Origin of the sequence: Hansschlegelia sp., from assembly GCF_035538955.1 — a bacterium.
Taxonomy (GTDB): domain Bacteria; phylum Pseudomonadota; class Alphaproteobacteria; order Rhizobiales; family Methylopilaceae; genus Methylopila.
The window spans coordinates 208354-233352 of record NZ_DATLJK010000015.1 but is presented as its reverse complement, the minus strand read 5'-3'; the positions used below and the strand labels follow the sequence as shown (position 1 = coordinate 233352).

Sequence of the window (24999 nt, the reverse complement as noted above, 5' to 3'; positions counted from 1 at the left end):
CTCCTCAATGTCACGCCAGGCGGCGAACGACGCTCTTGCCCGCACCTCATTCCTCTGGGGCGGGAATGCCGCCTATGTGGAGGACCTTCAGGCCCGCTACCTGAAGGATCCGTCCTCGGTCGACCCGGCCTGGAAGGCCTTCTTCGACGATCTCGGCGACGAGCCCGAGGCGGTCGAGAAGACCGCCGAAGGACCCTCCTGGGAAAAGCCGAACTGGCCGACGCCGCTGAACGGCGAGCTGGTCTCGGCGCTCGACGGCAATTGGGGCGCGATCGAGCTCGCGCTGGGCGACAAGCTCAAGGCCCGGTCAGGAGCTGCCGGAGCGCCGCTCACCGAAGAGCAGATCAAGGCCGCGACGCGCGACTCCACGCGCGCGCTGATGATGATCCGCGCCTACCGCATCCGCGGTCATCTGGCAGCCGACCTCGACCCGCTCAAGCTCGAGCCGCGGCCGGAGCGCGAGGAACTCGACCCGGCCTCATACGGGTTCGGCGAGAAGGACCTCGACCGCAAGATCTTCATCGATCACGTGCTCGGCCTCGAATTCGCGACCGTGCGCGAGATGCTGGCGATCCTGAAGCGGACCTATTGCGGCACGCTCGGCGTCGAGTTCATGCACATCTCGGAACCGGGCGAAAAAGCCTGGATCCAGGAGCGCATCGAAGGGCCGGACAAGGCGATCGCCTTCACGCCCGAGGGCAAGAAGGCGATCCTGAACAAGCTCGTCGAGGCCGAGGGCTTCGAGAAGTTCCTCGACGTCAAATACACCGGCACCAAGCGGTTCGGTCTGGACGGCGGCGAGTCGATCGTCCCGGCGCTCGAGCAGATCATCAAGCGCGGCGGCGCGCTCGGCGTCCGCGAGATCGTGGTCGGCATGGCGCATCGCGGCCGGCTGAACATCCTCTCCCAGGTGCTCGGCAAGCCGCACCGGGCGATCTTCCACGAGTTCAAGGGCGGCTCCTGGACCCCCGACGAGGTCGAGGGCTCGGGCGACGTCAAGTACCATCTGGGCGCCTCGTCGGACCGCGAGTTCGACAACAACCAGGTCCATCTGTCGCTGACCGCAAACCCCTCGCATCTCGAGATCGTCGATCCGGTGGTGCTCGGAAAGGTGCGGGCCAAGCAGGACCAGCGCACCGACGTCGACCGCGTGCAGGTGATGCCGCTGCTGATCCATGGCGACGCGGCCTTTGCGGGCCAGGGCGTGGTGGCGGAGTGCTTCGGCCTTTCGGGCCTGCGCGGCCACAAGACCGGCGGCTCGATCCACTTCATCATCAACAACCAGATCGGCTTCACGACGAGCCCGCGCAACGCGCGCTCCTCACCCTATCCGTCCGACGTCGCCAAGATGATCGAGGCGCCGATCTTCCACGTGAACGGCGACGACCCGGAGGCCGTGACCTTCGCGGCCAAGATCGCGACCGAGTTCCGGCAGAAGTTTCACAAGCCGGTCGTGATCGACATGTTCTGCTACCGGCGGTTCGGCCACAATGAGGGCGACGAGCCGGCCTTCACCCAGCCGCGCATGTACCGGAAGATCCGCAACCATCCGACGGCGCTCGAGACCTATGCGGAGCGTCTCGAGAGCCAGGGGGTGATCGCGCCCGGCGAGGTCGACGAGATGCGCGCCGCCTTCCGCGCGCGGCTCGAGGAGGAATACGAGGCCGGCCAGGCCTACAAGCCCAACAAGGCCGACTGGCTGGACGGCCGCTGGGCCGGCATCAAGGCGGCCCGCGACCCCGACGACCCGCGCCGCGGCAAGACCGGCGTCGCGGTCGAGCGGCTGAAGGAGATCGGCCGCAAGCTCGCTGAGGCCCCGGAGGGCTTCCACGTCCACCGCACGATCCAGCGCCTGCTCGACAACCGCCGCAAGATGGCCGAGGAGGGCGAGGGCGTCGACTGGGCGATGGCGGAGGCGCTCGCCTTCGGGTCGCTGCTGACGGAAGGCGTGCCGGTGCGGCTGTCCGGCCAGGACGTCGAGCGCGGCACCTTCAGCCAGCGCCATTCGGTGCTCACCGACCAGGAGACCGAGGCGCGCTTCACGCCGCTCAGCAACCTGTCCAAGGACCAGGCGCGGTTCGAGGTCATCAACTCGATGCTCTCGGAAGAGGCCGTGCTGGGCTTCGAGTACGGCTACACGCTGGCCGAACCGAACGCGCTCACGCTGTGGGAGGCGCAGTTCGGCGATTTCGCCAACGGCGCGCAGGTCATCGTCGACCAGTTCCTGTCGTCGGGCGAGCGCAAATGGCTGCGCATGTCAGGCCTCGTGATGCTGCTGCCGCACGGCTATGAGGGGCAGGGGCCCGAACACTCCTCGGCCCGTCTGGAGCGCTATCTGCAGATGTGCGCCGAGGACAACATGCAGGTCGCGAACTGCACCACGCCGGCGAACTACTTCCACGTCCTGCGCCGGCAGATGGTCCGCGAGTTCCGCAAACCTCTGATCCTGATGACGCCGAAGTCGCTGCTCCGGCACAAGCGCGCGGTCTCGCCGCTCGCCATGATGGACGAGGGAACCTCGTTCCATCGCCTGCTGTGGGACGACGCGCAGCTGACGCCGGGGTCGACGCTCGCGCTGAAGCCGGACGCGGAGATCCGCCGCGTCGTGCTGTGCTCGGGCAAGGTGTATTATGACCTCGTCGAGGAGCGCGAGAAGCGCGGCGTCGACGACGTCTACCTCCTGCGCGTCGAGCAGCTTTACCCGTTCCCGATCAAGGCCGCGGTGAACGAGCTCGCCCGCTTCAAGCACGCCGAGATCGTCTGGTGCCAGGAAGAGCCGCGCAACATGGGCGCCTGGTTCTTCGTCGAGCCCTATCTCGAATGGGTGCTGAACCAGATCGGGGCGGCGCACCGGCGGCCGCGCTACGCCGGCCGTCCGGCCTCCGCGGCGACCGCGACGGGACTGATGTCGAAGCACCTCGCGCAGCTGCAGGCCTTCCTCAACGACGCGCTCTCGGAATAGCGATCGGAAATTTCAATCGACCGATCGCAATTCCAAATCCGATCCGCTAGAGAGGGTCGGCGCCGCCAGAACGGTCCCGACGGGGCCGAAAAACGGAACCGGGAGGCTCCTCCGGGAGCGGGCATATGAGCACTGAGATACGCGTTCCGACGCTCGGCGAATCCGTCACCGAAGCGACCATCGGCCGGTGGTTCAAGAAGCCCGGAGAGGCGGTCGCGGCGGACGAGCCGGTGGTCGAGCTCGAGACCGACAAGGTCACGCTCGAAGTGCCCGCGCCAGCGGCCGGGGTGCTTGGAGCGATCGAGGCCAAGGACGGCGAGACCGTCGGGGTCGGCGCGCTGCTCGGCTCGATCGAGGACGGCGCCGGCGCGACCCCGGCGGCTCCGAAGGCCGCGAAGCCGGCCGAGCCCGCCAAGGCCAAGGAAGAGAAGGCCGCAGCGCCTCTGAAGGACGAGGCCAACGAGGTCCGGCCGAAGCCGAATGGCGGCGCCGCGCCCGCCGGGAGCGATCTCGCGCCGTCGGTCCGGCGGCTTGCGGAGGAGACCGGCGTCGATCCCTCAGGGGTCGCCGGCACGGGCAAGGACGGCCGCGTCACCAAGGGCGACATGCTGGCGGCCGGCGAGCGCGGCGGCGAGGCTTCGCCCCCGCGCGCTCAGCCGGCCCCTGCCCCGGCGCCGTCTGCGCCCCTGCAGGTGCGCGCCCCCGCGGCCCCCGACGACGCGGCGCGCGAGGAGCGCGTCAAGATGACGAAGCTGCGCCAGACCATCGCGCGCAGGCTCAAGGACGCACAGAACGCCGCCGCCATGCTGACGACCTTCAATGAGGTCGACATGAGCGAGGTTATGGGGCTGCGCTCGAAGTACAAGGACGTGTTCGAGAAGAAGCACGGCGTGAAGCTTGGCTTCATGGGCTTCTTCGTGAAGGCGGTGATCCAGGCCCTCAAGGACATCCCGTCGGTCAACGCCGAGATCGACGGCGGCGACGTCGTCTACAAGAACTACTACCACATCGGTATCGCGGTCGGGACCGACAAAGGCCTGGTGGTGCCGGTGGTGCGCGACGCCGACCGGCTCGGCCTCGCAGGCGTCGAGAAGGCCATTTCGGACCTTGGACGGCGGGCGCGCGACGGCAAGCTCGGCATCGACGAGATGCAGGGCGGCACCTTCACGATCACCAATGGCGGCATCTACGGGTCGCTGATGTCGACCCCGATCCTGAACGCGCCGCAGTCGGGCATTCTCGGCATGCACAAGATCCAGGAGCGCCCGGTCGCCGTGGGCGGCAAGATCGAGATCCGCCCGATGATGTATCTGGCGCTGAGCTACGACCACCGCATGGTCGACGGCAAGGAGGCCGTGACCTTCCTGGTGCGCGTGAAGGAAAGCCTGGAGGATCCGTCCCGGCTCGTGATGGACCTGTGACGAGCCGGCGGCGCGCCGCGAGGCGCGCCGCGTCGCCGAAGGTCAGCTCACATTGGCGGAGATGATCTTGTTGAGCTCGAACATCGTGGCCTTCTTCTTCCCGAACAACTTCTCGAGCGTGGCGTCGGCGAGAATCTCGCGGCCGTCGTCCGGGTTCTGGAGCTTGTGCTTCTTGATGTAGTCCCACATCTTGCTGACGATTTCGCTGCGCGGCAGCGGGCCTTCGCCGACGATCGCGCCGAGTTCCGACGATGGCTTGACCTTGGCGTGAATGCCGTCGGTCCGGTTCGACTTCTTCGCGGCGTCAGGTTTCTTGGTAGTCGCCATAGGTGCCCTCCTTGTTCCTGCGCATTGGTAACGGTCACGCAGACCGCGTTCCAGTCCTTCAACTGCGCGGACTTCAAGACGTTCCGAGCGTCTCCGCGCCCTCGCCTTCGGATTGCGTCGAAGGTCAGTCAGAGGCGGCTTCCCATGGCTGATCGTGATCGACATCCCAAGGTCGAGCCGCATCTTTGCGTGGCGGGCGGCGCCGAGGCGCTCGCCTTCTACCGGAAGGCGTTCGGCGCGAAGGTGGTGATGACGGTGCCGGCGCAGGATGGCGTCCGGCTGCTGCACGCCACCGTCCAGCTGTTCGGCGGCGAAGTGCTGGTGCATGACGAGTTCCCGGAGACGACCGGGCCGGGCTCGGTGCGCGCGCCCACTTCGGCCGGCGGTCCGAGCGTCGCGATCAACGTCAATCTCGCGAGCGCGGCGGAGGTCGACGCCGCCATCGACCGCGCGGTGGATGCCGGGGCGGTCGTCGTCATGCCGGCCGACAACACCTTCTGGAACGCCCGATACGGCCGCGTGCAGGATCCGTTCGGTCACGTGTGGGCGTTCAACGCGCCGCTTGATTGAGCGTCCCCTCAGCCCGAACCTGAAAGAGACCCATGGCTTACGATCTCGTCGTCATCGGCACCGGTCCCGGCGGCTATGTGTGCGCGATCCGCGCCGCGCAGCTCGGGCTGAAGGTCGCGGTGGTCGAGAAGCGCGCCACCCATGGCGGCACCTGCCTCAATGTCGGCTGCATCCCCTCCAAGGCGCTGCTCCACGCCTCGGAGCTGTTCGAGGAGGCGGGCCACAAGTTCGGGAAGATGGGCATCGGCGTCGGCGATCCGACGCTCGACCTCGCCCAGATGATGGCGTTCAAGGACGAGGGCGTCGCGGGCAACGTCAAGGGCGTCGATTTCCTGTTCAAGAAGAACAAGATCGAGACCTTCCACGGGACCGGCAGGATTCTTGGAGCCGGCAAGGTCTCGGTGTCCCCGGAGAAGGGCGAGGCCCAGGCCCTCGAGACGAAGGCGATCGTGATCGCGACCGGCTCGGACGTCGCGCGGCTCAGGGGCCTCGACATCGACGAGACCACGATCGTGTCCTCGACCGGCGCGCTCGCGCTGCCGCAGGTCCCGAAGAAGCTGGTGGTGGTGGGCGGCGGCGTCATCGGGCTCGAGCTCGGCTCGGTCTGGCGGCGGCTCGGCTCGGAGGTCGTGGTCGTCGAGTTCTTGGACCGCATCCTGCCCGGCATGGACGTCGACCTGGGGCGGCAGTTCCAGCGCCTGCTGGAGAAGCAGGGCATGACGTTCCGGCTCGGCTCGAAGGTCACCGGCGCCGCGAAACAGGGCGAGCGTCTTGCGGTCACGGTCGAGCCCGCCAAGGGCGGCGAGGCCGAGACGCTCGACGCTGACGTCGTGCTGGTCGCGATCGGCCGCGTCCCCTACACCGAAGGCCTCGGCCTCGCGGAGGCGGGCGTCGCGCTGGACGATCGCGGACGGGTGAAGACCGACGGCCATTTCAAGACCAACGTGGACGGCGTCTACGCCATCGGCGACGTCATCGCCGGGCCGATGCTGGCCCACAAGGCGGAGGACGAGGGCGTCGCCGTCGCCGAGATCCTCGCCGGCAAGGCCGGGCACGTGAACTACGGCGTGATCCCGAACGTGGTCTACACCTATCCGGAGGTCGCCTCGGTCGGGCGGACCGAGGAGGAGCTCAAGGCGGAGGGCGTCGATTACCGCGCCGGCAAGTTCCCGTTCACGGCCAATGGCCGCGCCAAGGCGAACGGCACGACCGAAGGTTTCGTGAAGATTCTGGCGGACGCCAAGACTGACCGCGTGCTGGGCGTCCACATCATCGGCCCCGACGCCGGCACGCTGATCGCGGAAGCTGCGCTGGGTATGGAGTTCAGCGCCTCTTCCGAGGACATCGCCCGCACATGCCACGCCCATCCGACGCTGTCGGAGGCGGTGAAGGAGGCGGCGCTCGCCGTCGAAGGCCGCGCCATTCACATGTGAGGCCGCGCGCCGACGAGCCTAGATCGGCAGATCGACGCCGCGCGCCTTCAGCCGAGACCGGAACGCCTGGTCTATCTCGGCCACCACCGCCGGCATGCGGTCTGCCGAGAGCCGCACGCTGTCGGCGATCACGTTCGGCATCACGCGAAGCGCCTTCTGGCCCGTTGGCGAGCGGTAGAAGGCCAGCATGTCGCGCAGCTCGTCGGCGGTGAAATAGGTCGCGTAGATCGCCGGCGCGGCGGCCACCAGGTCCTTGGTGTGCTGCACCACAATGGTCTGGAACTCGGATTTGAGCGAGGCCATCGTGGCCGGCGAGGCGCTAGGCATCGAGTGCCTGAGCTGCGGCTCGAAGGCCGGCCAGGACCGCGCGACAAGCTGCGCCACCATGTCGTCCTTCGAGATCTCATTCACGAGCTCGACGGCGACATGCAGCGCCTGGTCGCGCGGCGAGCGCTCCTGCGAGACGCCCGAATCCGGCGTCAGGCAGAGCGCGATGACGAGCCCGAGCGGCGCGATGCGGTTCATCAGCGACATGATTCGTTTCCCCCGATCGTGTCGCCTCCAATGAAGCAAGCGCTGCGCCAGCTTGACCAGTACGGAGAACTCCCTAGCGGCCGCGGTTGCGCTGCTCGCTCAGCGTGAACCAGCCGACGCCGGCGAGCACGAGCGCGGTGCCGATCACGTCGACAGAGGTCACCCGCTCGCCCAGGAAGGCGGCGGCGAAGACCAGGGTGGCGACCGGGCTCACCGTGCCGATCGCGGCGTTCGCCTGCGCAGAGATGCGGTGCAGCGCGGCGCTGAGCAGAAAGCTCGGCAGGATCGTCCCGATCAGCGCGATCAGCGCCGCGATGAGCCACACCTTGCCGGACAGTCCGGCGATCACGCCGACGTCCCGCACCAGCGCGAACTGGATTAGCGCGCCGAGCGCCGCGGCCGACATCGCAATGCAGGTGAAGAGCTTTGGACCGATGCGGCCGATATAGCCCTTCGCCAGCAGCTGGTAGAGCGCGAAGGCGACGGCCGAGGCCAGCACCAGCAACGAGCCGGCGCGCGCCGAGGCGAGCCCCGCGATCTGCATGTCCTTGGTGAACACGAGCGCGAGGCCCGCATAGCTCACTCCGAAGGCTGCGAGCGCCTTCAGCCGGAACGGCTGGCCGAAGAACGCCGCCCCGAGCAGGACCGTGAACAGCGGGTAGGTGAACAGGATCAACCGCTCGAACGGCGCCGAGATGTAGGCGAGCCCGAGGAAGTCGACGTAAGACGCGAACCAGTATCCGAGGAGTCCGATGGCGAACGCGGCGCCGAAGACGTTTCGATCGAGCCCGGCCGGCGTTCCGCTCCGCGCCACCGACGCCAGGCCGATCGCGACATAGACCGGGACGGACAGCCCCATCCGGAGCGCGAGCAGCGTCTCCGGGTCGACGCCTTCCGCATAGGCGAACTTGATCAGGATGCCTTTGCTGGAGAAGAAGATCGCGCCCCCCGCGGCGAGCGCATAGCCGAGCCAGGGCGAGGCGGCGCGTTCAGCCGCGGCGTCGGCGACGACCTCGGGATCGGCGTTGGTTGAGGCGGGCATGCGGTCGTCCTCGGAGGCTTTGGGCCGTCCGGAGAGCGCGTCGCTTGAGCCGGGGTGGTCGGCGCCGCGCATCTCCGCGCGGCCCGGGGTTTTCGACGCGCTCAGGCGTTCCCCGGTCCGCGGCAGGCGCGGATAAGGCGGATCGCGGCGAGAGGGCGGGCGCGAACGGTCGACATCACCGGCCGCTTATCACGCGCGCCGCGCCTCGACCAGACGCGGCCGCGCAGATCCGCTCGGCGCCCGCGCGTCGCGGCCCTCAGCCTGCCCGGGCGCGCGGATGATAGGCCGCGTGGATCGCCATCAGCCGCGCGCCGTCGACTTCGGTGTAGAGCTGCGTGGTCGAGAGGCTGGCGTGGCCGAGCAGCTCCTGGATCGTGCGGAGGTCGCCGCCGCGCGCCAACAGGTGGGTCGCGAAGGAGTGCCGCAGCGCGTGCGGCGTCGCGCTGTCCGGCAGACCCAGCGCGCCCCGCATGCGCGCGACCGCGGCCTGCACGATCCGTGGGCTCAAGGGGCCGCCCTTGGCTCCCACGAACAGCGGGCCTTGCGGCGGCAGCGGCCAGGGGCAGCGCGCGACATAGTCCGCCACGGCGGCCTGCACCGCTGCAATCACCGGGAGCTGGCGCCGCTTGCCGCCCTTGCCCAGCACCTCAATGCGGTCGACGCCTGGCAGCGGGGCCTCGCGTCGGCTGAGCGAGAGCGCCTCCGAAATGCGCAGGCCGCAGCCATAGAGCAGCGACAGAACTGCGGCGTCGCGCGCGAGCACCCAGTCGTCGCGCTCCTCGCCCGCCCGGGTATCGACGTCGATCAGCTTGCGCGCGGCCGGCGCCGCGATCGGTTTGGGCAGGCTGCGGGCGATTTTGGGCGAGCGCACCGCGGCGAGCGCCGAAATCTGCGCCTTGCCGGTGCGGGTCAGCCGACGCGCAAAGGAACGCGCGGCCGCGAGCCCGCGCATCAGCGAGCGGCTGCTGAGCCCGTCTGCGCGGCGCGCCGAAAGGAAAGCGCGCACGTCGCGCGGGGCGAGCGCTTCGAGATCGGCGAGCGTGGGCGGCCCGCCGAGATGGCGCTGCAGGAATGAAAGGAAGATCCGCACGTCGCGGCCATAGGCCTCGACCGTGTGCGGCGAGAGCCGCCGCTCGGCCGCCAATCCCACGAGCCAGTCCGCATAGGCGGCGCGAACGTCTTCGGACGCGGGAAACAGCGTGGATTCGTGCTCTGCCGACATGCGGTCGAGACTAGCCCGCCGGGCTTAACCGGCGGTGACGAAGGCCCCCGCCAAAAACAAAGAGCCCCGCCTGAGGCGGGGCTCCTGATCACATAAGAAGCGGGATCACTCGACGACTTCAACGACCTTACGCTTCGGACCGACGATGTAGCGGCGGTCGTTGACGACGGTGTAGCTGTAGTCGCTGTCCGGAACCTGATAGACCTCGACGTCTTCAGGAAGGGTGCTGCCGACCTTCACCGTGCCGGTGTAACGCACAGAAGGCCGGGACTCGCGGACGACATATTCACGGACTTCCCGCGGGGGAGCGACCGCGGTGCCGATGGCCGCGCCGGCGACGCCGCCGACAACAGCGCCCACGGGACCACCCACGACCGCGCCGGTCACTGCGCCGCCTGCAGCGCCTGATACGGTGCCTTCCTGGGCGACAGCGGCGACGGGGGCGGCGGCCCCAAGGGCGACGGCAAGTGCAAGGGCGCTGATGCGCATCGTTTTTCTCTCTCGCTGTTGAAGCTGCGAGAAGAACGCCGAGCTGCTCGACTGGTTCCTTATTATAATGCGCACGCTTTGTTTCAGATGGTTAGCAAACCACCCTAGCGGTATCCAAGTATAGGCGACCTGCTCCAGGGCGGCCTCCCGGTCAATCGATCCGCTGGCCGGTCTTGGCCCAGTCGGCGAGGAATTGGTCGAGCCCCTTGTCGGTCAGCGGGTGCTTGACCAGCGACTTCAGCGTCGCGGGCGGGATGGTGGCGACGTCGGCTCCGGCCTTGGCGGCGTCCTTGACGTGGTTCACCGAACGGATCGAAGCCGCAAGGATCTCGGTCGAGAAGTCCGGATAGTTGTCGAAGATCGTGCGGATGTCCTGGATCAGCTCCATGCCGTCGACCCCGGCGTCGTCGAGCCGGCCGACGAAGGGCGAGATGAAGGTCGCGCCCGCCTTGGCGGCCAGCAGCGCCTGCGGAGCGCTGAAGCACAGCGTCACGTTCACCATCGTGCCCTCGTCGACGAAGGTGCGGCAGGCCTTCAGCCCGTCGAGCGTGAGCGGCACCTTGACGGCGACGTTCTCTGCGATCTTGGCGAGAATCCGCCCCTCGCGGAGGATTTCGTCATACTCGATCGCGCCGACCTCCGCCGAGACGGGGCCGTCGACGATGTCGCAGATCTCGGCGATGAGCTCCTTCATCGGGCGGTTCGCCTTGAGGATCAGCGACGGATTGGTGGTCACGCCGTCGATCAGTCCGGCTGCGGCGAGTTCGCGGATCTCGTTGACGTCGGCTGTGTCGACGAAGAATTTCATCGCAAGAGCTTCCTTGAAGAAAAGGGGGGTGCGGCCGCGTGGCCTCTCTGGTTTCAAGTGGCCCGCCGCATCGGCGTGCGCAAGCCAAAACCGATTGAAGCGCCACTGATGGCGCCGCAAGACGACGGCTTCTTGACGGCCGCCGGCCTGAGCGCCGAAGAGGCGTGATGCGGCCGCCGCCCGAGCGACTCCCCTCCATGCCCCAGCCCGCCATCGTCGAAGTCCTGCTGCCGGTCGCGCTCGACCGGACGCTGAGCTATGCGGTTCCGGACGGGCTCGAGGTGGCGCCGGGAGACGTGGTGGTCGCGCCGCTCGGCGCCCGCGCGACCGCGGGCGTGGTGTGGGACGGCGACGGCGCGGCGGTCGAAAGCGCCCGGCTGAAGCCGCTCGCCGGCAAGATGACGACGGCCGCGCTCCCGGAAAACATGCGGCGGCTTGTCGACTGGGTCGCGAACTACACCCTCGCTCCAAAAGGACAGGTGCTGCGGATGGCGCTGCGCGGCCTCTCGGAGGAGGCCGCCGCCCCCGCGCCCAGGATGGGGCTGCGGGCGACCGGCGCGCAGCCGTCGCGCAGGACGCCGGCGCGGGACCGCGCGCTGGCCGCCGCGGCGGACGGCGCGCCGAGGTCCAAGAAAAGCCTCGCGGAGGCGGCGGGGGTCTCGGCTTCGGTGCTCGACGGCCTCGTCGCCGAGGGCGCGCTCGCGCTGGTCGAGCTGCCGCCGCCGCCGCCTCCGCCGCGCCCCGACCCGGCTCTTCCGGGGCCTGAGCTCAGCCGCGAGCAGGCCGCAGCCGCCGCGCGGCTGCGCGAGATGGTGGCGGCGCGGCGTTTTGCGGTCGCGCTGCTCGACGGCGTCACCGGCTCGGGCAAGACAGAGGTGTATTGTGAAGCGGTCGCCGAAGCGCTGCGCGAGGGCCGGCAGGCGCTCGTCATGGCCCCCGAGATCGCCCTCACGGTGCCGTTTCTCGACCGCTTCGCGCGGCGCTTCGGCGCGCGGCCGGCGGTGTGGCACGCAAGCGTCGGCGAAAAAGGCCGCGCGGCGGTCCGGCGCGGCGTCGCGGACGGCTCCATCCAGGCGGTGGTTGCGGCGCGCTCCGGTCTGTTCCTGCCGTTCCGCGATCTCGGCCTGATCGTGGTCGATGAGGAGCACGACGCCGCCTACAAGCAGGAGGACGGCGTCGCCTACAACGCCCGCGACATGGCGGTGGTGCGCGGCCGGCTCGAGAGCGCGGCCGTGGTGCTGGCCTCCGCCACGCCCTCGCTGGAAAGCCGGGTCAACGCCGAACGCGGCCGCTACGAACGGCTCGAGCTTCCGGCGCGCTACGGCGCGAGCGTCCTGCCCGAGATCAAGGCGATCGACATGCGCCGCGCGGGGCCGGTCCGCGGCGAGTGGCTGGCGCCTGCGCTGGTGGGGGCGATCGCCAAGACGATCGCCTCGGGCGAGCAGGCGCTGCTGTTCCTCAACCGGCGGGGCTATGCGCCGCTGACGCTCTGCCGCCGCTGCGGACACAGGATGAAGTGCCCGAACTGCTCGGCCTGGCTGGTCGAACACAGGTTCCGCGCGAGCCTCGTCTGCCACCAGTGCGGCCACTCGGCGTCCTCGCCGACCGCCTGCCCGGCCTGCGCGGCGGAGAATTCGCTGGTGGCCTGCGGTCCCGGCGTGGAGCGGATTCGCGACGAGGCGGTCGCCCGCTTCCCGGAAGCGCGCGTGACCGTGCTGTCGAGCGATCTGATCGGCGCCGGCGAGCGCCTGAGCGCGGAGCTCGACGCGATCGAGCGCGGCGCGGTCGACATCGTGGTCGGCACCCAGATGGTCACCAAGGGCCATCATTTCCCGAAGCTCACGCTGGTGGGCGCGATCGACGCCGACTTCGCGCTCGGCGCCGCCGATCCGCGCGCCGCGGAGCGCACCTTCCAGATGCTCCAGCAGGTCACCGGCCGGGCCGGCCGCGCCGAGCTCCCCGGCCGCGCGCTGATCCAGACGCATGATCCCGATCATCCGGTGATCCGCGCGCTGGTCGCCGGCGACCGCGAAGGGTTCTACCGGCACCAGGCCGAGGCCCGCGCCGCTGCCGGCATGCCCCCCTTCGGCCGGCTCGCGGCGATCGTGGTCTCCGCGCCGGCCCGCGAGGCCGCCGAGGCGCACGGCCGGGCGCTCGCCCGCGTGGCGCCCAAGGCCGACCATGTGCGGGTGCTGGGGCCGGCCGAGGCGCCGCTCGCGATGCTGCGTGGCCGGCACAGGATGCGGCTCCTGGTCCACGCCGGCCGGGAGGTCGACGTTCCGGGCTATCTGCGCGCCTGGCTCGCCGCGGCGCCGCCCGCGCGGGGCGGCGTGCGGGTCGCGGTGGACGTCGACCCACAAAGCTTCTTGTGATGATCGCCGGCAGGTTGCACGACCCCTCGGAAGCTGGCTAAACGGTTGAGCCGAGTGAGCTTTCGAGGGCGCCGCCACAAGTGCGCCACGATGTTGCGCGGCGTCGCGCGGCGTGTTAGTCACCGCCCGTCTTCGGGACCCCGCCCGAAGTTTGGGTCCTTTCAGGTCCCAGGATCCACCAGTTCCGGGAGGTTCGGAGCGCCCGCTCCGGTTTCAGCCCTTGGCTCCAACCAGCGAGAGACGCTCGGGTGGCAGGTAAAGACACCATCGTGTCCGGAATGGCGGGACGCTACGCGTCCGCCTTGTTTGATCTCGCGAAAGAGCAGGGCGCGGTCGACGCCGTCTCGGCCGATCTCGAGACTCTCGCGCGGCTTCTTGACGAGAGCGAAGACCTGCGGCGCCTGACGCGCAGCCCGGTGTTTTCGGCCGAGGACCAGGAGCGCGCGGTCGCCGCCGTGCTGGCCAAGGCCGGCCTCGGCGCGACGACCACCAATTTCGTCCGCCTCGTGGCCCGCAATCGTCGCCTGTTCGCGATCGAGCCGATGATCCGGGGCTTCCGCGCGCTTGCCGCCGCCGACAGGGGCGCGATGACCGCGGAGGTCACCGTCGCCGAGCCTCTGACCGACGCCCGCCGCTCGGCGCTGACGGCGGCGCTCCGGGACGTCACGGGCAAGACGGTCGAGTTCGACGTCAAGGTCGATCCCAAGATTCTCGGCGGCCTCGTCGTGCGGCTCGGCAGCCGCATGATCGACGCCTCGCTGAAGACCAAGCTCAACTCAATCAAGCTAGCGATGAAAGAGGTCGGCTGATGGACATCCGCGCCGCCGAAATCACCTCGATCCTCAAGGATCAGATCCAGAATTTCGGCCAGGAAGCCGAGGTCTCCGAAGTCGGCCAGGTGCTGTCGATCGGCGACGGCATCGCCCGCGTCTACGGCCTGGACAATGTCCAGTACGGCGAGATGGTCGAGTTCCAGGACGGCATCCGCGGCATGGCGCTGAACCTCGAGACCGACAATGTCGGCGTCGTGGTGTTCGGCGCTGACCGCGGCATCAATGAGGGCGACACGGTCAAGCGCACCGGGTCGATCGTCGACGTGCCGGTCGGCAAGGGCCTGCTCGGCCGCGTCGTCGACGCGCTCGGCAACCCGATCGACGGCAAAGGCCCGATCGAGGCGACCGAGCGCCGCCGCGTCGACGTCAAGGCGCCCGGCATCATCCCGCGCAAGTCGGTCCATGAGCCGATGCAGACCGGCATCAAGTCGATCGACGCGCTGATCCCGATCGGCCGCGGACAGCGCGAACTGATCATCGGCGACCGTCAGACCGGCAAGACCGCCGTCGCGCTCGACACGATCCTGAACCAGAAGTCGATCAACGAGTCCGGCGACGAGAGCCAGAAGCTCTACTGCGTCTACGTCGCGATCGGCCAGAAGCGCTCCACCGTCGCGCAGTTCGTGAAGGTGCTCGAGGAGCAGGGCGCGCTCGAATATTCGATCATCATCGCCGCCACCGCCTCCGACCCGGCGCCGATGCAGTTCCTGGCGCCGTTCGCCGGCTGCGCGATGGGCGAGTACTTCCGCGACAACGGCATGCACGCGCTGATCGTGTATGACGACCTGTCCAAGCAGGCCGTCGCCTACCGCCAGATGTCGCTGCTGCTGCGCCGCCCGCCCGGCCGCGAAGCCTATCCGGGCGACGTGTTCTACCTGCACTCGCGCCTGCTCGAGCGTGCCGCCAAGCTGAATGACGAGCGCGGCGCCGGCTCGCTGACGGCCCTGCCGGTCATCGAGACCCAGGCGAACGACGTCTCGGCCTACATCCCGACCAACGTGATCTCGATCACCGACGGCCAGATCTTCCTCGAGTCCGACCTGTTCTACCAGGGCGTACGTCCGGCGGTGAACGTCGGCATCTCGGTGTCGCGCGTCGGCTCGGCCGCGCAGATCAAGGCGATGAAGCAGGTCGCCGGCAAGATCAAAGGCGAGCTCGCGCAGTACCGCGAGATGGCGGCCTTCGCGCAGTTCGGCTCCGACCTCGACGCCTCGACCCAGCGCCTGCTGAACCGCGGCGCGCGTCTGACCGAGCTCCTCAAGCAGCCGCAGTTCTCGCCGCTGCGCGTCGAGGAGCAGGTGGTGGTGATCTACGCCGGCACCAACGGCTACCTCGACAAGCTTCCGATCGACAAGGTGCGGCCGTTCGAGGCCCAGCTGCTCGAGCGGATGAACACGAGCGAGAGGGGCCTGCTCGACACGATCCGCGTGGACAAGCAGCTCAAGGACGAGACGATCGAGAGGCTGAAGCGCGTTCTCGACGATTTCTCCAAGGCGTTCTCGGCCTGAGCGGCGGCTTGAAAAGCGGAGTTTCGGGCGCCCCATGGCGAGCCTAAAGGACCTCAGGAACCGCATCGCCTCGGTTAAGGCGACGCAGAAGATCACCAAGGCCATGCAGATGGTCGCGGCGGCGAAGCTGCGTCGCGCCGAGATGGCGGCTGCGGCCGCGCGGCCCTATGCGGAGCGCATGGAGCGGGTTCTGGCGAACCTCGCCTCCAGCATGCGCGACGCCCCCGGCGCGCCCCGGCTTCTCGCCGGGACCGGCGAGGACAGGCGGCATCTGCTGGTCGTGATGACCGCGGACCGCGGCCTCGCGGGCGGCTTCAACGCCTCGATCGCGCGGCTCGCCCGCGAAGAGGCGCGGCGGCTGATCGCCGAGGGCAAGGAAGTGCGCTTCCTGTGCGTCGGGCGCAAAGGCGCGGACATCCTGCGCCGGCAGTTCCCGGGCAAGATCGACGACGTGATCTCGCTGCGCGAGGTGAAGACGCTCGGCTACGCCAACGCGGCGGAGATCGGCGAGCGCATTATCAAGGAGTTCCATGACGGCGGGTTCGACGTCGCCACCCTGTTCTTCTCGAAGTTCAGGTCGGTGGTGAGCCAGATCCCGACCGCGCAGCAGATCATCCCGGCGGAGATTCCCGAGGCCGCGGGCGAGGATCAGCTCAACGGCGCCGTCTACGAGTATGAGCCTTCCGAGGAGGAAATCCTCGAGGTCCTGCTGCCGAAGAACGTGTCGATCCAGATCTTCAAGGGCCTGCTTGAAAACGCTGCGTCGGAGCAGGGCGCGCGGATGTCCGCCATGGACAACGCGACCCGCAACGCCGGCGAGATGATCAAGAAGCTGTCTCTCCAGTACAACCGCACGCGCCAGGCGCAGATCACCAAGGAGCTGATCGAGATCATCTCCGGCGCCGAAGCGCTCTGACGATTATCCGACGAGGACCATTTCCAATGACCGCACATGTCGGCCGCATCACCCAGGTCATCGGCCCCGTCGTCGACGTGCAGTTCGACGGGCACCTGCCCGAGATCCTGAACGCGCTCGAGACCAGGAACAACGACGTCCGTCTCGTCCTCGAGGTCGCCCAGCAGATCGGCGAGTCGACCGTTCGCGCCATCGCGATGGACTCAACCGAGGGCCTGACCCGCGGCCAGGACGTCACCGACACCGGCGAGCCGATCGCGGTTCCGGTCGGGGCCGGCACGCTCGGCCGCATCATGAACGTGGTCGGCGAGCCGATCGACGAAGGCGGCCCGATCCCGAACGAGGGTCTGCGCCCGATCCATGCGCCGGCGCCCTCCTACGCCGAGCAGGCGACGGAGACCGAAATCCTCGTCACCGGCATCAAGGTCGTCGATCTGCTCGCGCCTTACGCCAAGGGCGGCAAGGTCGGCCTGTTCGGCGGCGCGGGCGTCGGCAAGACGGTGCTGATCCAGGAGCTGATCAACAACGTCGCGAAGGCGCACGGCGGCTATTCGGTGTTCGCCGGCGTCGGCGAGCGCACCCGCGAGGGCAACGACCTCTACCACGAGTTCATCGAGTCCGGCGTGAACAAGCAGGGCGGCGGCGAGGGCTCCAAGTGCGCCCTGGTCTACGGCCAGATGAACGAGCCGCCCGGCGCCCGCGCCCGCGTCGCGCTCTCCGGCCTCACCGTCGCGGAGCATTTCCGCGACCAGGGCCAGGACGTGCTGTTCTTCGTCGACAACATCTTCCGCTTCACGCAGGCCGGCTCGGAAGTGTCGGCGCTGCTTGGCCGCATCCCCTCGGCGGTCGGCTACCAGCCGACGCTCGCGACCGACATGGGCGCGCTGCAGGAGCGCATCACCACGACCACCAAGGGCTCGATCACCTCGGTGCAGGCGATCTACGTGCCCGCCGACGACCTGACCGACCCGGCGCCGGCCGCGTCCTTCGCGCATCTTGACGCGACGACGGTTCTGAACCGCTCGATCGCCGAAAAGGGCATCTATCCGGCGGTCGATCCGCTCGACTCGACGTCGCGCATCCTGTCGGCCGCGATCATTGGCGAGGAGCACTACGCCACCGCCCGTCGCGTTCAGGAGACGCTGCAGCGCTACAAGTCGCTGCAGGACATCATCGCGATCCTGGGCATGGACGAGCTCTCGGAAGAGGACAAGCTGACCGTCTCGCGCGCCCGCAAGATCGAGCGCTTCCTGAGCCAGCCCTTCCACGTCGCCGAGGTGTTCACCGGCTCGCCCGGCGTGTTCGTCGATCTCGCCGACACCATCAAGGGCTTCAAGGAGCTGGTCGACGGCAAGCACGACAACCTCCCGGAGGCGGCCTTCTACATGGTCGGCACCATCGAGCAGGCGATCGAGAAGGCCAAGAAGCTCGCCGAGGGCTGAGGCCCGCGGACAGACGCGCCGAACGCTCCCTTTCCGGCGACCCGGAAAGGGAGAGCGCCCGCGGCCCGGCGGCCACTGAAGGACTGACGATGGACACCTTCCCTTTCGAGCTGGTCTCCCCTGAGAAGCTGCTCATCTCCGACGACGTCGAACATGTCGTGGTCCCCGGCATGGAGGGCGAATTCGGCGTTCTGGCGCACCACGCGCCGCTGATGTCGACGCTGAAGCCGGGCGTGGTGAAGGTCTACAAGACCGACGGCGGGGAGCCGCGCCGGCTGTTCGTGCGCGGCGGCTTCGCCGACGTGAACCCCAGGGGCCTGACGATCCTGGCCGACGAAGCCGTGCCGATGGAGGAGTTCGACGTCGCCAAGCTCGACGTCGCCATCCGGGACGCCGAAGAGGATCTGGCAGACGCCACGAGCGAGGCCGGCAGGGTCAAGGCGCAGGCGCAGCTCGACCAGCTCCGCGAACTCCGCAGCGCGCTGTTCTGAGCGAAGCTGAACGCCGCTAGCCCCTAGAGGGGCGTCTCTTCCAGCGCGGCTCGCGCCCCGGCGTCGAGCCGGCGGATGGTCTCCCGCATGTCGCGCTCGGTCGCGTCGGGGTGAAGCGCGCAGATCCGCAGCGCCACCCGGCCCTCGACGCGGGTGCCGCCGACGAGCGCGAAGCCCTCGCGCTCGACACGCCGGGCCGCCTCAAGGTTCAGTGCATCCGTCTGTTCCGGAGAGAGCCGCGAGGGTTCGAAGCGGAAGGTGACGATCGCCATCGAGGCGGCGGTGACGACCCGCCAGCCGGGCGTGCGCCTGAGCTCGTCCTCGGCCCAGGCAGCGAGGCGGAAGCCATGCGCGACGGCCGCGCCGACCGCTGCGGTCCCCATCGTCTGCAGCGTCAGCCACAGTTTTAGGGCGCGCGCCGGTCGGCTGGTCTCGAGCCCCAGATCCCAGAAATTCGGAGCGCTTCCCGGCAGGTCGCCGTCGCGGAGGTAATCCGCGCCCAGGCTGAAGGCCTGTTCGAGTCGCGCCTGGTCGCGGACGATCAGCGCGCCGCAGCCATAGGTCTGGAACAGCCATTTGTGGGCGTCCCAGGCGAGGCTGTCCGCGCGCCCGATTCCCGCGAGTAGCGGCCGGTGCGCGGGCGAAAGCAGCGCCGAAGCCCCGAAGGCGCCGTCGACGTGGAGCCACAGGTCGTTGCGCTCGCAGACCGCAGCGCTCTGGTCCAGCGGGTCCACCGCGCCGGTATTGGTCGTGCCGGCCGTCGCCACGACCAGGAAGGGCCGCAGCCCGGCCGCGACGTCCGCCTGGACGAGCCGCGCAAGGTCTGACGCGTCCATCCGGAAGGCCGCGTCAAGCGCGACGCGCCGGATCTGTCCGGGCAGGAAGCCCGCCACCGCCAGCGCCCGGAGCACGGAGCCGTGGGTCTCGGCTGAGAGATATGCGACGCCCTCGGCCCGCTTCTCCGGCTGCAGCTTCGCGTCCCGCGCGGCCGCCACGGCGGTGAGGTTCGCGGCGGAGCCGCCGCCCATGAGCAGCCCGCCGGCGGTCTCGGGAAAACCCGCCGCATCCGCCATCCAGCGGATCACCGCAGCCTCGACGGCCGCCGGCCCTTCCGCCTGGCGCCACGCGCCCGCCTGCGGATTGACGGCGGCCGTCAGCGCCTCGCCGAGCCGCGAGGCGGCGCCCGCCGGCGACGGGATGAAGGCGAAGAAGCGCGGATGGTCGGAACGTGCGGCGCGCGGGAGAACTTCGCGCACGAGCTCAGCGGCCGCGTCGGCGAGCGGGCGGCCTCGCTCCGGAATATCAAGCGAGCGCGGCGCGCCGAGCGCGGCCGGGGCCGGAGAGGCGGGCAGGCTCGCCAGCGCCTCCAGGGCCTGCGTCAGAGCCGCGATGGGCGCGACGGCGCGCGCCGGCTCCGGGGCGCGATCGGCTGGCGAGTCGATCGCCTGCGGGATGGCCGGCTCGTCGACGGCGCCGGTCGCGGCGCGGGGCTGGTCCATGGCGGCGGCCGTTCGCGCGGGTCAGATGCCGGCGCCGGCCGGCGTGGCTCCGGCCTCGGCCGGCGCGCCGCGCGCGCGGAACAGCAGCTTGTCCACGCGCGGACCGTCCATGTCGATGACCTCGACGGTCCAGTTCGACACGTCGATCGTGTCGCCCTCGCTCGGGATGCGGCCGAGCTCCGCGATCACGAGCCCTGCGGCAGTGTGGAAGTCGCCCTGCGAATGAGCCGGCACCGTCACCCCGAAGGTCTCGGTCACGGCGTCCAGCGAGGCGCGGCCGTCGACCAGATAGGTGCCGTCCTCGCGGCGGCGGATCTCCTGCGCCTCGCCGATCTCGTGCTCCTCCGGCAACGCGCCGGCGATCGCGCCGAGCACGTCGTGCGAGGTCACGATGCCTTCGAAGCCGCCGAACTCGTCGACCACGAAGGCGGTCGAGGACGGCTGCGACTTGAACAGCTCGAGCAGGCTCAGCGCGGAAGCGCCCTCCGGCACGAACAGCGGGTCGCGCACATAGGAGGCCACGTCGAACTTCTTGCCCTGGATGAGCGCTGCCAGCACGTCCTTCTTGTGCAGGATCCCGACAGGGTCGTCGACCGAGCCTTCCTTGCCGACCACGATGCGGGAGAACGGGCTTTCGGCGAGCTCGGTCTGGATGGTGCCGAGGTCGTCGCTGATGTCGACCCAGAACACTTCGCGGCGCGGCGTCATGATCGAGCGCACGGGCCTGTCGGCGAGCCCCAGCACGCCTTCGATCATGCGTCTCTCGACCGGCTCGATCGAGCCCGCCGCGACGCCCTCCGCGATCACGCTGCGAACCTCCTCCTCGGTGACGTTGCTGCCGTCCTGCTCGCGGACCCGCAGGATCTTGAGGATGAGGCTCGAGGTCGCGCTGAGCAGGACCACCACCGGCCGGCCGAGGGCGGCGAGCAGCGTGAGCGGACCGGCGACGTAGGCCGCGATCGGTTCCGGATTTGCGAGCGCGATCCGCTTCGGGACCAGTTCGCCGAGGATCAACGAGAGGCTTCCGATCGCGATGACGACGACGGCGCTTGCGACCGGCCGCGCATAGGCGTCGAGCGCGGTGTGGTCCGCCAGCAGGGTCGCCAGGGGATCCGAAAACGCCGCCTCGCCGACCACGCCGCTCAGGATCGCGATCAGCGTGATGCCGATCTGGACGGAGGACAGGAAGCTGCTCGGGTCTTCAGCGAGCCGCAGCGCGCGGGCCGCGCCGCGATCGCCGGCCTCGGCGAGCATCTTGAGCCGCGGCTTCCGGGCCGACACGATCGCGAGCTCCGACAACGCGAAGAAGCCGTTCAAGAGCACGAGGCCCAAGAGAACGGCGGTGTTGAGGAGCGGCATGAAGGGTCCGGAGGTGAAGCAGGCGCGAGGCCTGCAGACGGCGCCGACTATAGGGCCTTTGAAGCGCTCCGTCATGCGCGGCGGCCGCAGCCTGGAACGTTCGGAACCTCTGCGCCCTTTGGCGGCTAGCGGCGTTGGAACAGAAGCTTATCTGATGTCGGACAGGAGCCGACGCCGCTATGTTAACGATTCGTGAACTGCTGGGTCGTCTCCTCGAGAGGTTCGCCGGAAAGCCCCGCCTGATGCCCGATTCGATCGACCGTCTGTTCACAGCTGTCTGCGAGGCCAGCGAAGCCGATCCGGCGTCCTCCCGCACGGCCAAGCTGCGGCAGGAGGGCGTGCCCAAGATGGCCAAGAAGGTGGCCGAGGAGGCCGCCGAGGTCGCGATCGAGGCCGTCAGCGGGCAGCGCGAGGCTCTGATACGCGAAAGCGCCGACCTGATCTACAATCTGGTCGTGCTGTGGTCGGCCGCTGGGCTCACGCCGCAGGACGTCTATGACGAGATGGACCGGCGCGAGCGGCTTTACGGCATCGCGCAGAAGCTGCCGAAGTCGGACGCCCTCAAGTTCAAGCCGGCGCCGAACGCGGCGGCCGCCAAGGCCAGCCAGGGCTTCTGGTCCCCGCTCAGCGGGCGGAGAAGTTGATCGGCAGCGAATAGGTCTTCGAGGCGTCAGGCATCTCTGAGGGCATCGGCGGGAACGAGCCTGCCGCGCGCCGCAGCATCGCCTGGGCCTCCGCCGCCGCCGGACCCGGGCCGGAGGCCGACACGCCGGAGATCCGCCCCGCCCGGTTGACGGTGAACGTCAGCATCGCCCGCCCGGTGAAGGTCGTGCCCGCGCGCTTCTGCGCCGCGACGGCCGCCCTGATCTTCGATCCATAGGCGGCCGCCGCCGCACGGCTCGCCCCGGCGTCCGCGGAGGCGCCGCGCTGGCCCCCGGCCTGCGTGGGAATAGAGGCCGGCTTCGGCTTCTCGGCCGTGCGCTCCGCCGGTTTTTCGCGCGGCTTTCGCTCGACCGGCTTCGGCGTCTCGCGCTTGGTGACCGGCTTGGCCACGGGCTTCGGAGGTTCGGGCGTCTCCTCCTGCGCCACCACGGTGCGCTCCGGCGGCAGCGCGACCGCGGCTTCGACATCGTCCGGCGTCTTCACGTCGTCGGCCGCGACGATTTCGGTTTCGACCGGCTGCGCCTCCTGGATGTCCTCGACCGGCGCGGCCTCGGCGGTGACCGGCTGCTCCTCCGGCGGAGGCGTGTCCTCCACTTCGTCGAGCTGCTCGACCTCCTGCGGCTTCGCCTCGTCGGCTTCTTGGGGCGTGAGCGGCTGGGTCTGCTCCGCGCCGCTTTCCGGCATCTGCGCGGCGCCGGCCGAGGGCGGCGGCGCGAGGTCCATCTCTATGGCGGTTTCGGCCGCGCCGTTCGTCGGCGGCGGCGCCTCGCTCAGCAGGGCGATGGCGCCGAGATGGGCCGCCAGCACGGCGGCGCCGGCGATCGTCCAGCGCTTCCAGTCCGGCCCGCCCGTTCCGGCGTCCAGGCTCAGCGCGTCAACGGCCGCCATCGGAACCGGCGCTCTCCAGCGCGACCAGGGCGACCTTGAGGTAGCCGGCGCGGCGCAGCTCGTTCATGACGTTGGTGAGCTCGCCATAAGGCACCGTCTTGTCCGCGCGCAGAAAGATGCGCTGCTCGCGGTCGCCGCCGGTCATGTTCTGCAGCATGGGCGCGAGCTGCGCCTGATCGATCATCTGCGAGCCGAGCGCGAGCTTCATGTCCGACCGGATGGTCAGATAGACCGGCTTGTCCGGCCGCGGCTGGCGCGGCGCGTTCGAGGAGGGCAGGTCGACGCCGACGTCGACCGTCGCCAGCGGCGCCGCCACCATGAAGATGATGAGCAGCACGAGGATGACGTCGATGAACGGCGTGACGTTGATTTCATGCGTCTCGGCGAGGTCGTCGCCGCCGGCGTGGTCGAGCCGCACAGCCATGGCGTCTACTCCGCCGCGGCCGAGAGCCGGGGGGCGCTGATCCGGTCGAGGTCACGGCTCACGAGCCGCAGCACGGCCGCGGAGGCGTCGGCCAGGATGGCGCGGTGGCCGCCGATCGCGCGGGCGAACACGTTGTAGATCACGACCGCGGGGATCGCGGCCACGAGGCCGATCGCGGTGGCGAGCAGCGCCTCGGCGATGCCGGGCGCGACCACGGCGAGGTTCGTCGTCTGCGCGTTCGAGATGCCGATGAAGGAGTTCATGATGCCCCACACCGTGCCGAACAGGCCGACGAAGGGGGCGGTGGAGCCGATCGTCGCCAGAAGGCCGGTGCCGATCGTGAGCCGTCGGCCCGCCTGGGCCTCCAGCCGCGACAGATGCGAGGCCACGCGCTCCTTCACGCCCTCGGGCGAAAGGCTGTCCTGCGAATAGACGATCTCGGCGTCCGCCGCCTCGACAAAGGCCGGCACCGGGCCCCTGACGCCCTCAAGCGCCTCGCGGGCCTCTTCAAGGGTGCGCGACGCGCCGAGCGCCGCCAGCGCCGCCTTGGCGCGGCGGTTGGCCGCCATCAGCTCCAACGACTTCGCCAGCCAGACGGTCCAGGTGACCAGCGACGCAAAGGCGAGGCCGAGCATCACCGCCTTCACGATCCAGTCCGCGGCCAGGAACATGCCGAGCGGCGACAGGTTGCGCGGAAGGTGGGAGGCCTCGACCGACGGCAGGTTCGGCGCGCCGGCCGCAGCGCCCGGAGCCGGCGCGGCGAGCGTCTGGCCGTCCTGCGGCGCAGCCGGCGCGGGCGCCGGCGCGGCCTTGGCCGGCGGCTGACCAGGCTCGGTCGCCTGCACTTCCTCGGCCGGCGGCAGGGTCTGAGCCGCGGCGGGGCGCGCGCTCTCGGGCGCGCCTTGCGCCCAGACGGCTGGGCTCACAGCCGACAGCGCCGCCGCCGCGGCCAGCGCCGCCGCGAGCTTGCGTCCGCCGGTCATTTGCCGAACTCCACGCCCTTCACCCGGGAGGTCGTGGTCACTAGGCCGAGACAGTCCTGCTCTCCGCCACAGCTCGTGACGTCGTTCAGCAGCACGCGGCTGACGCTGCCGCAATCGGTGTCGCTGGCGTCGAACAGCTTGACGCTCGTCTTGGAGGCGCGCAGCGGCCCCGCTTCGACCGCAAGGCGGCGCGAGATCACCCCCTCCTTGTCGAAGAAGACGAGGTCGAGCTTCAGGCTGTCGATCGACTTGTCGCCCGGATTGGCGACCACCAGGGAGACCCGGCAGGCGCCATCACGCGGCTCGAGCCGGTTCAGCTCGATCGAGACGGTCGAAGCCGCCGCTGCGGGCGCGGCGGCGAGAAGGGCGAGCAGAAGGCCGCCGGAAACGCCTGCCGCTAGGCGCGTGGCATCGGATCGCGACAACGGGCTACTCCCTAACCGCCAGAAAACCGCTCCGCAGCCGAATAAGCGTACAAGAGGCCTACTTCAAGGCGACTCTGACAAATCAGAACCCTTCAAATTCCAAGGTCCAACGCGCTCGTCTTACGATCTTCTTAGTATTGGCGGACCGGCCGAGGTCTCGCGCGCGATCGGTCAGGCGCCCGCTGCGCTGCGCAAGCCGGCAAAGAAACTTGCCGAAAGGGCGCGGTTTTCGGGTTTGCGGTGACGACTGCGCAACCTATCGCCCGGCACAGTCCCCGGCCACAGGGCGCCGAGGGCGCGCAGTGAGAAATAATGACCGAACCGTTCGGTCAATCTTGCCGCGGCCGCATCGGTGCGCTAGATTCTCGTTGACCGAACGGTTCGGTCA

General features: G+C 69.4%; 23 protein-coding genes. 11 read left to right on the top strand and 12 right to left on the bottom strand.

The window, feature by feature from the left end; genetic code table 11:
- The first annotated feature begins 7 nt into the window (after nucleotides 1–7).
- Nucleotides 8–2962 (top strand): 2-oxoglutarate dehydrogenase E1 component, encoded by a 2955-nt coding sequence (locus VM780_RS13030; protein ID WP_325447990.1) that lies wholly within the window; start codon nucleotides 8–10, stop codon nucleotides 2960–2962.
- 125 nt (nucleotides 2963–3087) lie between these two features.
- Nucleotides 3088–4383 (top strand): 2-oxoglutarate dehydrogenase complex dihydrolipoyllysine-residue succinyltransferase, encoded by a 1296-nt coding sequence (gene odhB, locus VM780_RS13025; protein ID WP_325447988.1) that lies wholly within the window; start codon nucleotides 3088–3090, stop codon nucleotides 4381–4383.
- Nucleotides 4384–4425: 42 nt separating this feature from the next.
- Here odhB and VM780_RS13020 read toward each other — a convergent pair whose 3' ends face one another.
- Complete coding sequence (locus tag VM780_RS13020) at nucleotides 4426–4710, bottom strand: SWIB/MDM2 domain-containing protein (protein ID WP_325447986.1); 285 nt, start codon at nucleotides 4708–4710, stop codon at nucleotides 4426–4428.
- A 144-nt stretch (nucleotides 4711–4854) separates the two neighbouring features.
- Between VM780_RS13020 and VM780_RS13015 the strand changes: the two genes are divergently transcribed.
- Both VM780_RS13015 and lpdA read left to right on the top strand, forming a co-directional pair.
- Nucleotides 4855–5280: a VOC family protein gene (locus tag VM780_RS13015; RefSeq protein ID WP_325447984.1), complete on the top strand. Its 426-nt coding sequence runs from the start codon at nucleotides 4855–4857 to the stop codon at nucleotides 5278–5280.
- Nucleotides 5281–5312: 32 nt separating this feature from the next.
- Nucleotides 5313–6713 (top strand): dihydrolipoyl dehydrogenase, encoded by a 1401-nt coding sequence (gene lpdA / locus VM780_RS13010; protein ID WP_325447982.1) that lies wholly within the window; start codon nucleotides 5313–5315, stop codon nucleotides 6711–6713.
- 18 nt (nucleotides 6714–6731) lie between these two features.
- Here lpdA and VM780_RS13005 read toward each other — a convergent pair whose 3' ends face one another.
- The 5 genes from VM780_RS13005 to fsa form a co-directional block, all read right to left on the bottom strand.
- Entirely contained in the window at nucleotides 6732–7247 is a 516-nt protein-coding gene (locus VM780_RS13005; protein WP_325447980.1) for a DUF2059 domain-containing protein, read from the bottom strand.
- A gap of 73 nt (nucleotides 7248–7320) precedes the next feature.
- On the bottom strand, nucleotides 7321–8289 hold the full coding sequence (locus VM780_RS13000; RefSeq protein ID WP_325447978.1) for a DMT family transporter: 969 nt from the start codon (nucleotides 8287–8289) through the stop codon (nucleotides 7321–7323).
- 256 nt (nucleotides 8290–8545) lie between these two features.
- Complete coding sequence (locus VM780_RS12995) at nucleotides 8546–9511, bottom strand: tyrosine recombinase XerC (protein WP_325447976.1); 966 nt, start codon at nucleotides 9509–9511, stop codon at nucleotides 8546–8548.
- A 105-nt stretch (nucleotides 9512–9616) separates the two neighbouring features.
- Complete coding sequence (locus VM780_RS12990) at nucleotides 9617–10000, bottom strand: DUF1236 domain-containing protein (RefSeq protein WP_325447974.1); 384 nt, start codon at nucleotides 9998–10000, stop codon at nucleotides 9617–9619.
- Nucleotides 10001–10151: 151 nt separating this feature from the next.
- Nucleotides 10152–10808, bottom strand: coding sequence for a fructose-6-phosphate aldolase (gene fsa, locus VM780_RS12985; RefSeq protein WP_325447972.1), 657 nt, complete (start codon nucleotides 10806–10808; stop codon nucleotides 10152–10154).
- Nucleotides 10809–11005: 197 nt separating this feature from the next.
- Between fsa and VM780_RS12980 the strand changes: the two genes are divergently transcribed.
- From VM780_RS12980 to VM780_RS12955, 6 genes are all read left to right on the top strand, one after another.
- Nucleotides 11006–13180 carry a primosomal protein N' gene (locus VM780_RS12980; RefSeq protein WP_325447970.1) on the top strand — a complete coding sequence of 725 codons (2175 nt, stop codon included), beginning with the start codon at nucleotides 11006–11008 and terminating at the stop codon, nucleotides 13178–13180.
- 248 nt (nucleotides 13181–13428) lie between these two features.
- Nucleotides 13429–13989, top strand: coding sequence for a F0F1 ATP synthase subunit delta (locus VM780_RS12975; RefSeq protein WP_414652821.1), 561 nt, complete (start codon nucleotides 13429–13431; stop codon nucleotides 13987–13989).
- Nucleotides 13989–15521 carry a F0F1 ATP synthase subunit alpha gene (gene atpA, locus VM780_RS12970; protein WP_325447968.1) on the top strand — a complete coding sequence of 511 codons (1533 nt, stop codon included), beginning with the start codon at nucleotides 13989–13991 and terminating at the stop codon, nucleotides 15519–15521. The genes VM780_RS12975 and atpA overlap by 1 nt, the downstream gene beginning before the upstream one ends.
- Nucleotides 15522–15555: 34 nt before the next feature.
- Complete coding sequence (locus tag VM780_RS12965) at nucleotides 15556–16437, top strand: F0F1 ATP synthase subunit gamma (protein WP_325447966.1); 882 nt, start codon at nucleotides 15556–15558, stop codon at nucleotides 16435–16437.
- 26 nt (nucleotides 16438–16463) lie between these two features.
- On the top strand, nucleotides 16464–17879 hold the full coding sequence (gene atpD, locus VM780_RS12960; RefSeq protein WP_325447964.1) for a F0F1 ATP synthase subunit beta: 1416 nt from the start codon (nucleotides 16464–16466) through the stop codon (nucleotides 17877–17879).
- 89 nt (nucleotides 17880–17968) lie between these two features.
- Nucleotides 17969–18370, top strand: coding sequence for a F0F1 ATP synthase subunit epsilon (locus tag VM780_RS12955; protein WP_325447962.1), 402 nt, complete (start codon nucleotides 17969–17971; stop codon nucleotides 18368–18370).
- A gap of 23 nt (nucleotides 18371–18393) precedes the next feature.
- Here VM780_RS12955 and VM780_RS12950 read toward each other — a convergent pair whose 3' ends face one another.
- Both VM780_RS12950 and VM780_RS12945 read right to left on the bottom strand, forming a co-directional pair.
- Entirely contained in the window at nucleotides 18394–19869 is a 1476-nt protein-coding gene (locus tag VM780_RS12950) for a pyridoxal phosphate-dependent decarboxylase family protein (protein WP_325447960.1), read from the bottom strand.
- 21 nt (nucleotides 19870–19890) lie between these two features.
- Nucleotides 19891–21228: a hemolysin family protein gene (locus VM780_RS12945; RefSeq protein ID WP_325447958.1), complete on the bottom strand. Its 1338-nt coding sequence runs from the start codon at nucleotides 21226–21228 to the stop codon at nucleotides 19891–19893.
- Nucleotides 21229–21470: 242 nt separating this feature from the next.
- On the opposite strand from VM780_RS12945, the gene hisE reads away from it, so the two are divergent.
- Nucleotides 21471–21872 (top strand): phosphoribosyl-ATP diphosphatase, encoded by a 402-nt coding sequence (gene hisE / locus VM780_RS12940; RefSeq protein WP_325448786.1) that lies wholly within the window; start codon nucleotides 21471–21473, stop codon nucleotides 21870–21872.
- Here the strand turns inward: hisE and VM780_RS12935 are convergent.
- From VM780_RS12935 to VM780_RS12920, 4 genes are read right to left on the bottom strand one after another with little or no spacing between them, the layout of a single operon-like run.
- Nucleotides 21853–22779, bottom strand: a complete 927-nt coding sequence (locus VM780_RS12935) for a hypothetical protein (RefSeq protein ID WP_325447956.1) — start codon at nucleotides 22777–22779, stop codon at nucleotides 21853–21855. The two genes, hisE and VM780_RS12935, sit on opposite strands and share 20 nt — an antisense overlap.
- Nucleotides 22766–23203, bottom strand: a complete 438-nt coding sequence (gene exbD, locus VM780_RS12930; RefSeq protein WP_325447954.1) for a TonB system transport protein ExbD — start codon at nucleotides 23201–23203, stop codon at nucleotides 22766–22768. The genes VM780_RS12935 and exbD overlap by 14 nt, the downstream gene beginning before the upstream one ends.
- A 5-nt stretch (nucleotides 23204–23208) precedes the next feature.
- Nucleotides 23209–24186 carry a tonB-system energizer ExbB gene (gene exbB / locus VM780_RS12925; protein WP_325447952.1) on the bottom strand — a complete coding sequence of 326 codons (978 nt, stop codon included), beginning with the start codon at nucleotides 24184–24186 and terminating at the stop codon, nucleotides 23209–23211.
- The gene (locus tag VM780_RS12920; protein WP_325447950.1) at nucleotides 24183–24611 is read right to left on the bottom strand and encodes a hypothetical protein; all 429 of its coding nucleotides are present in this window, start codon (nucleotides 24609–24611) and stop codon (nucleotides 24183–24185) included. Before VM780_RS12920 ends, exbB begins: the two co-directional genes overlap by 4 nt.
- Nucleotides 24612–24999: the final 388 nt, after the last annotated feature.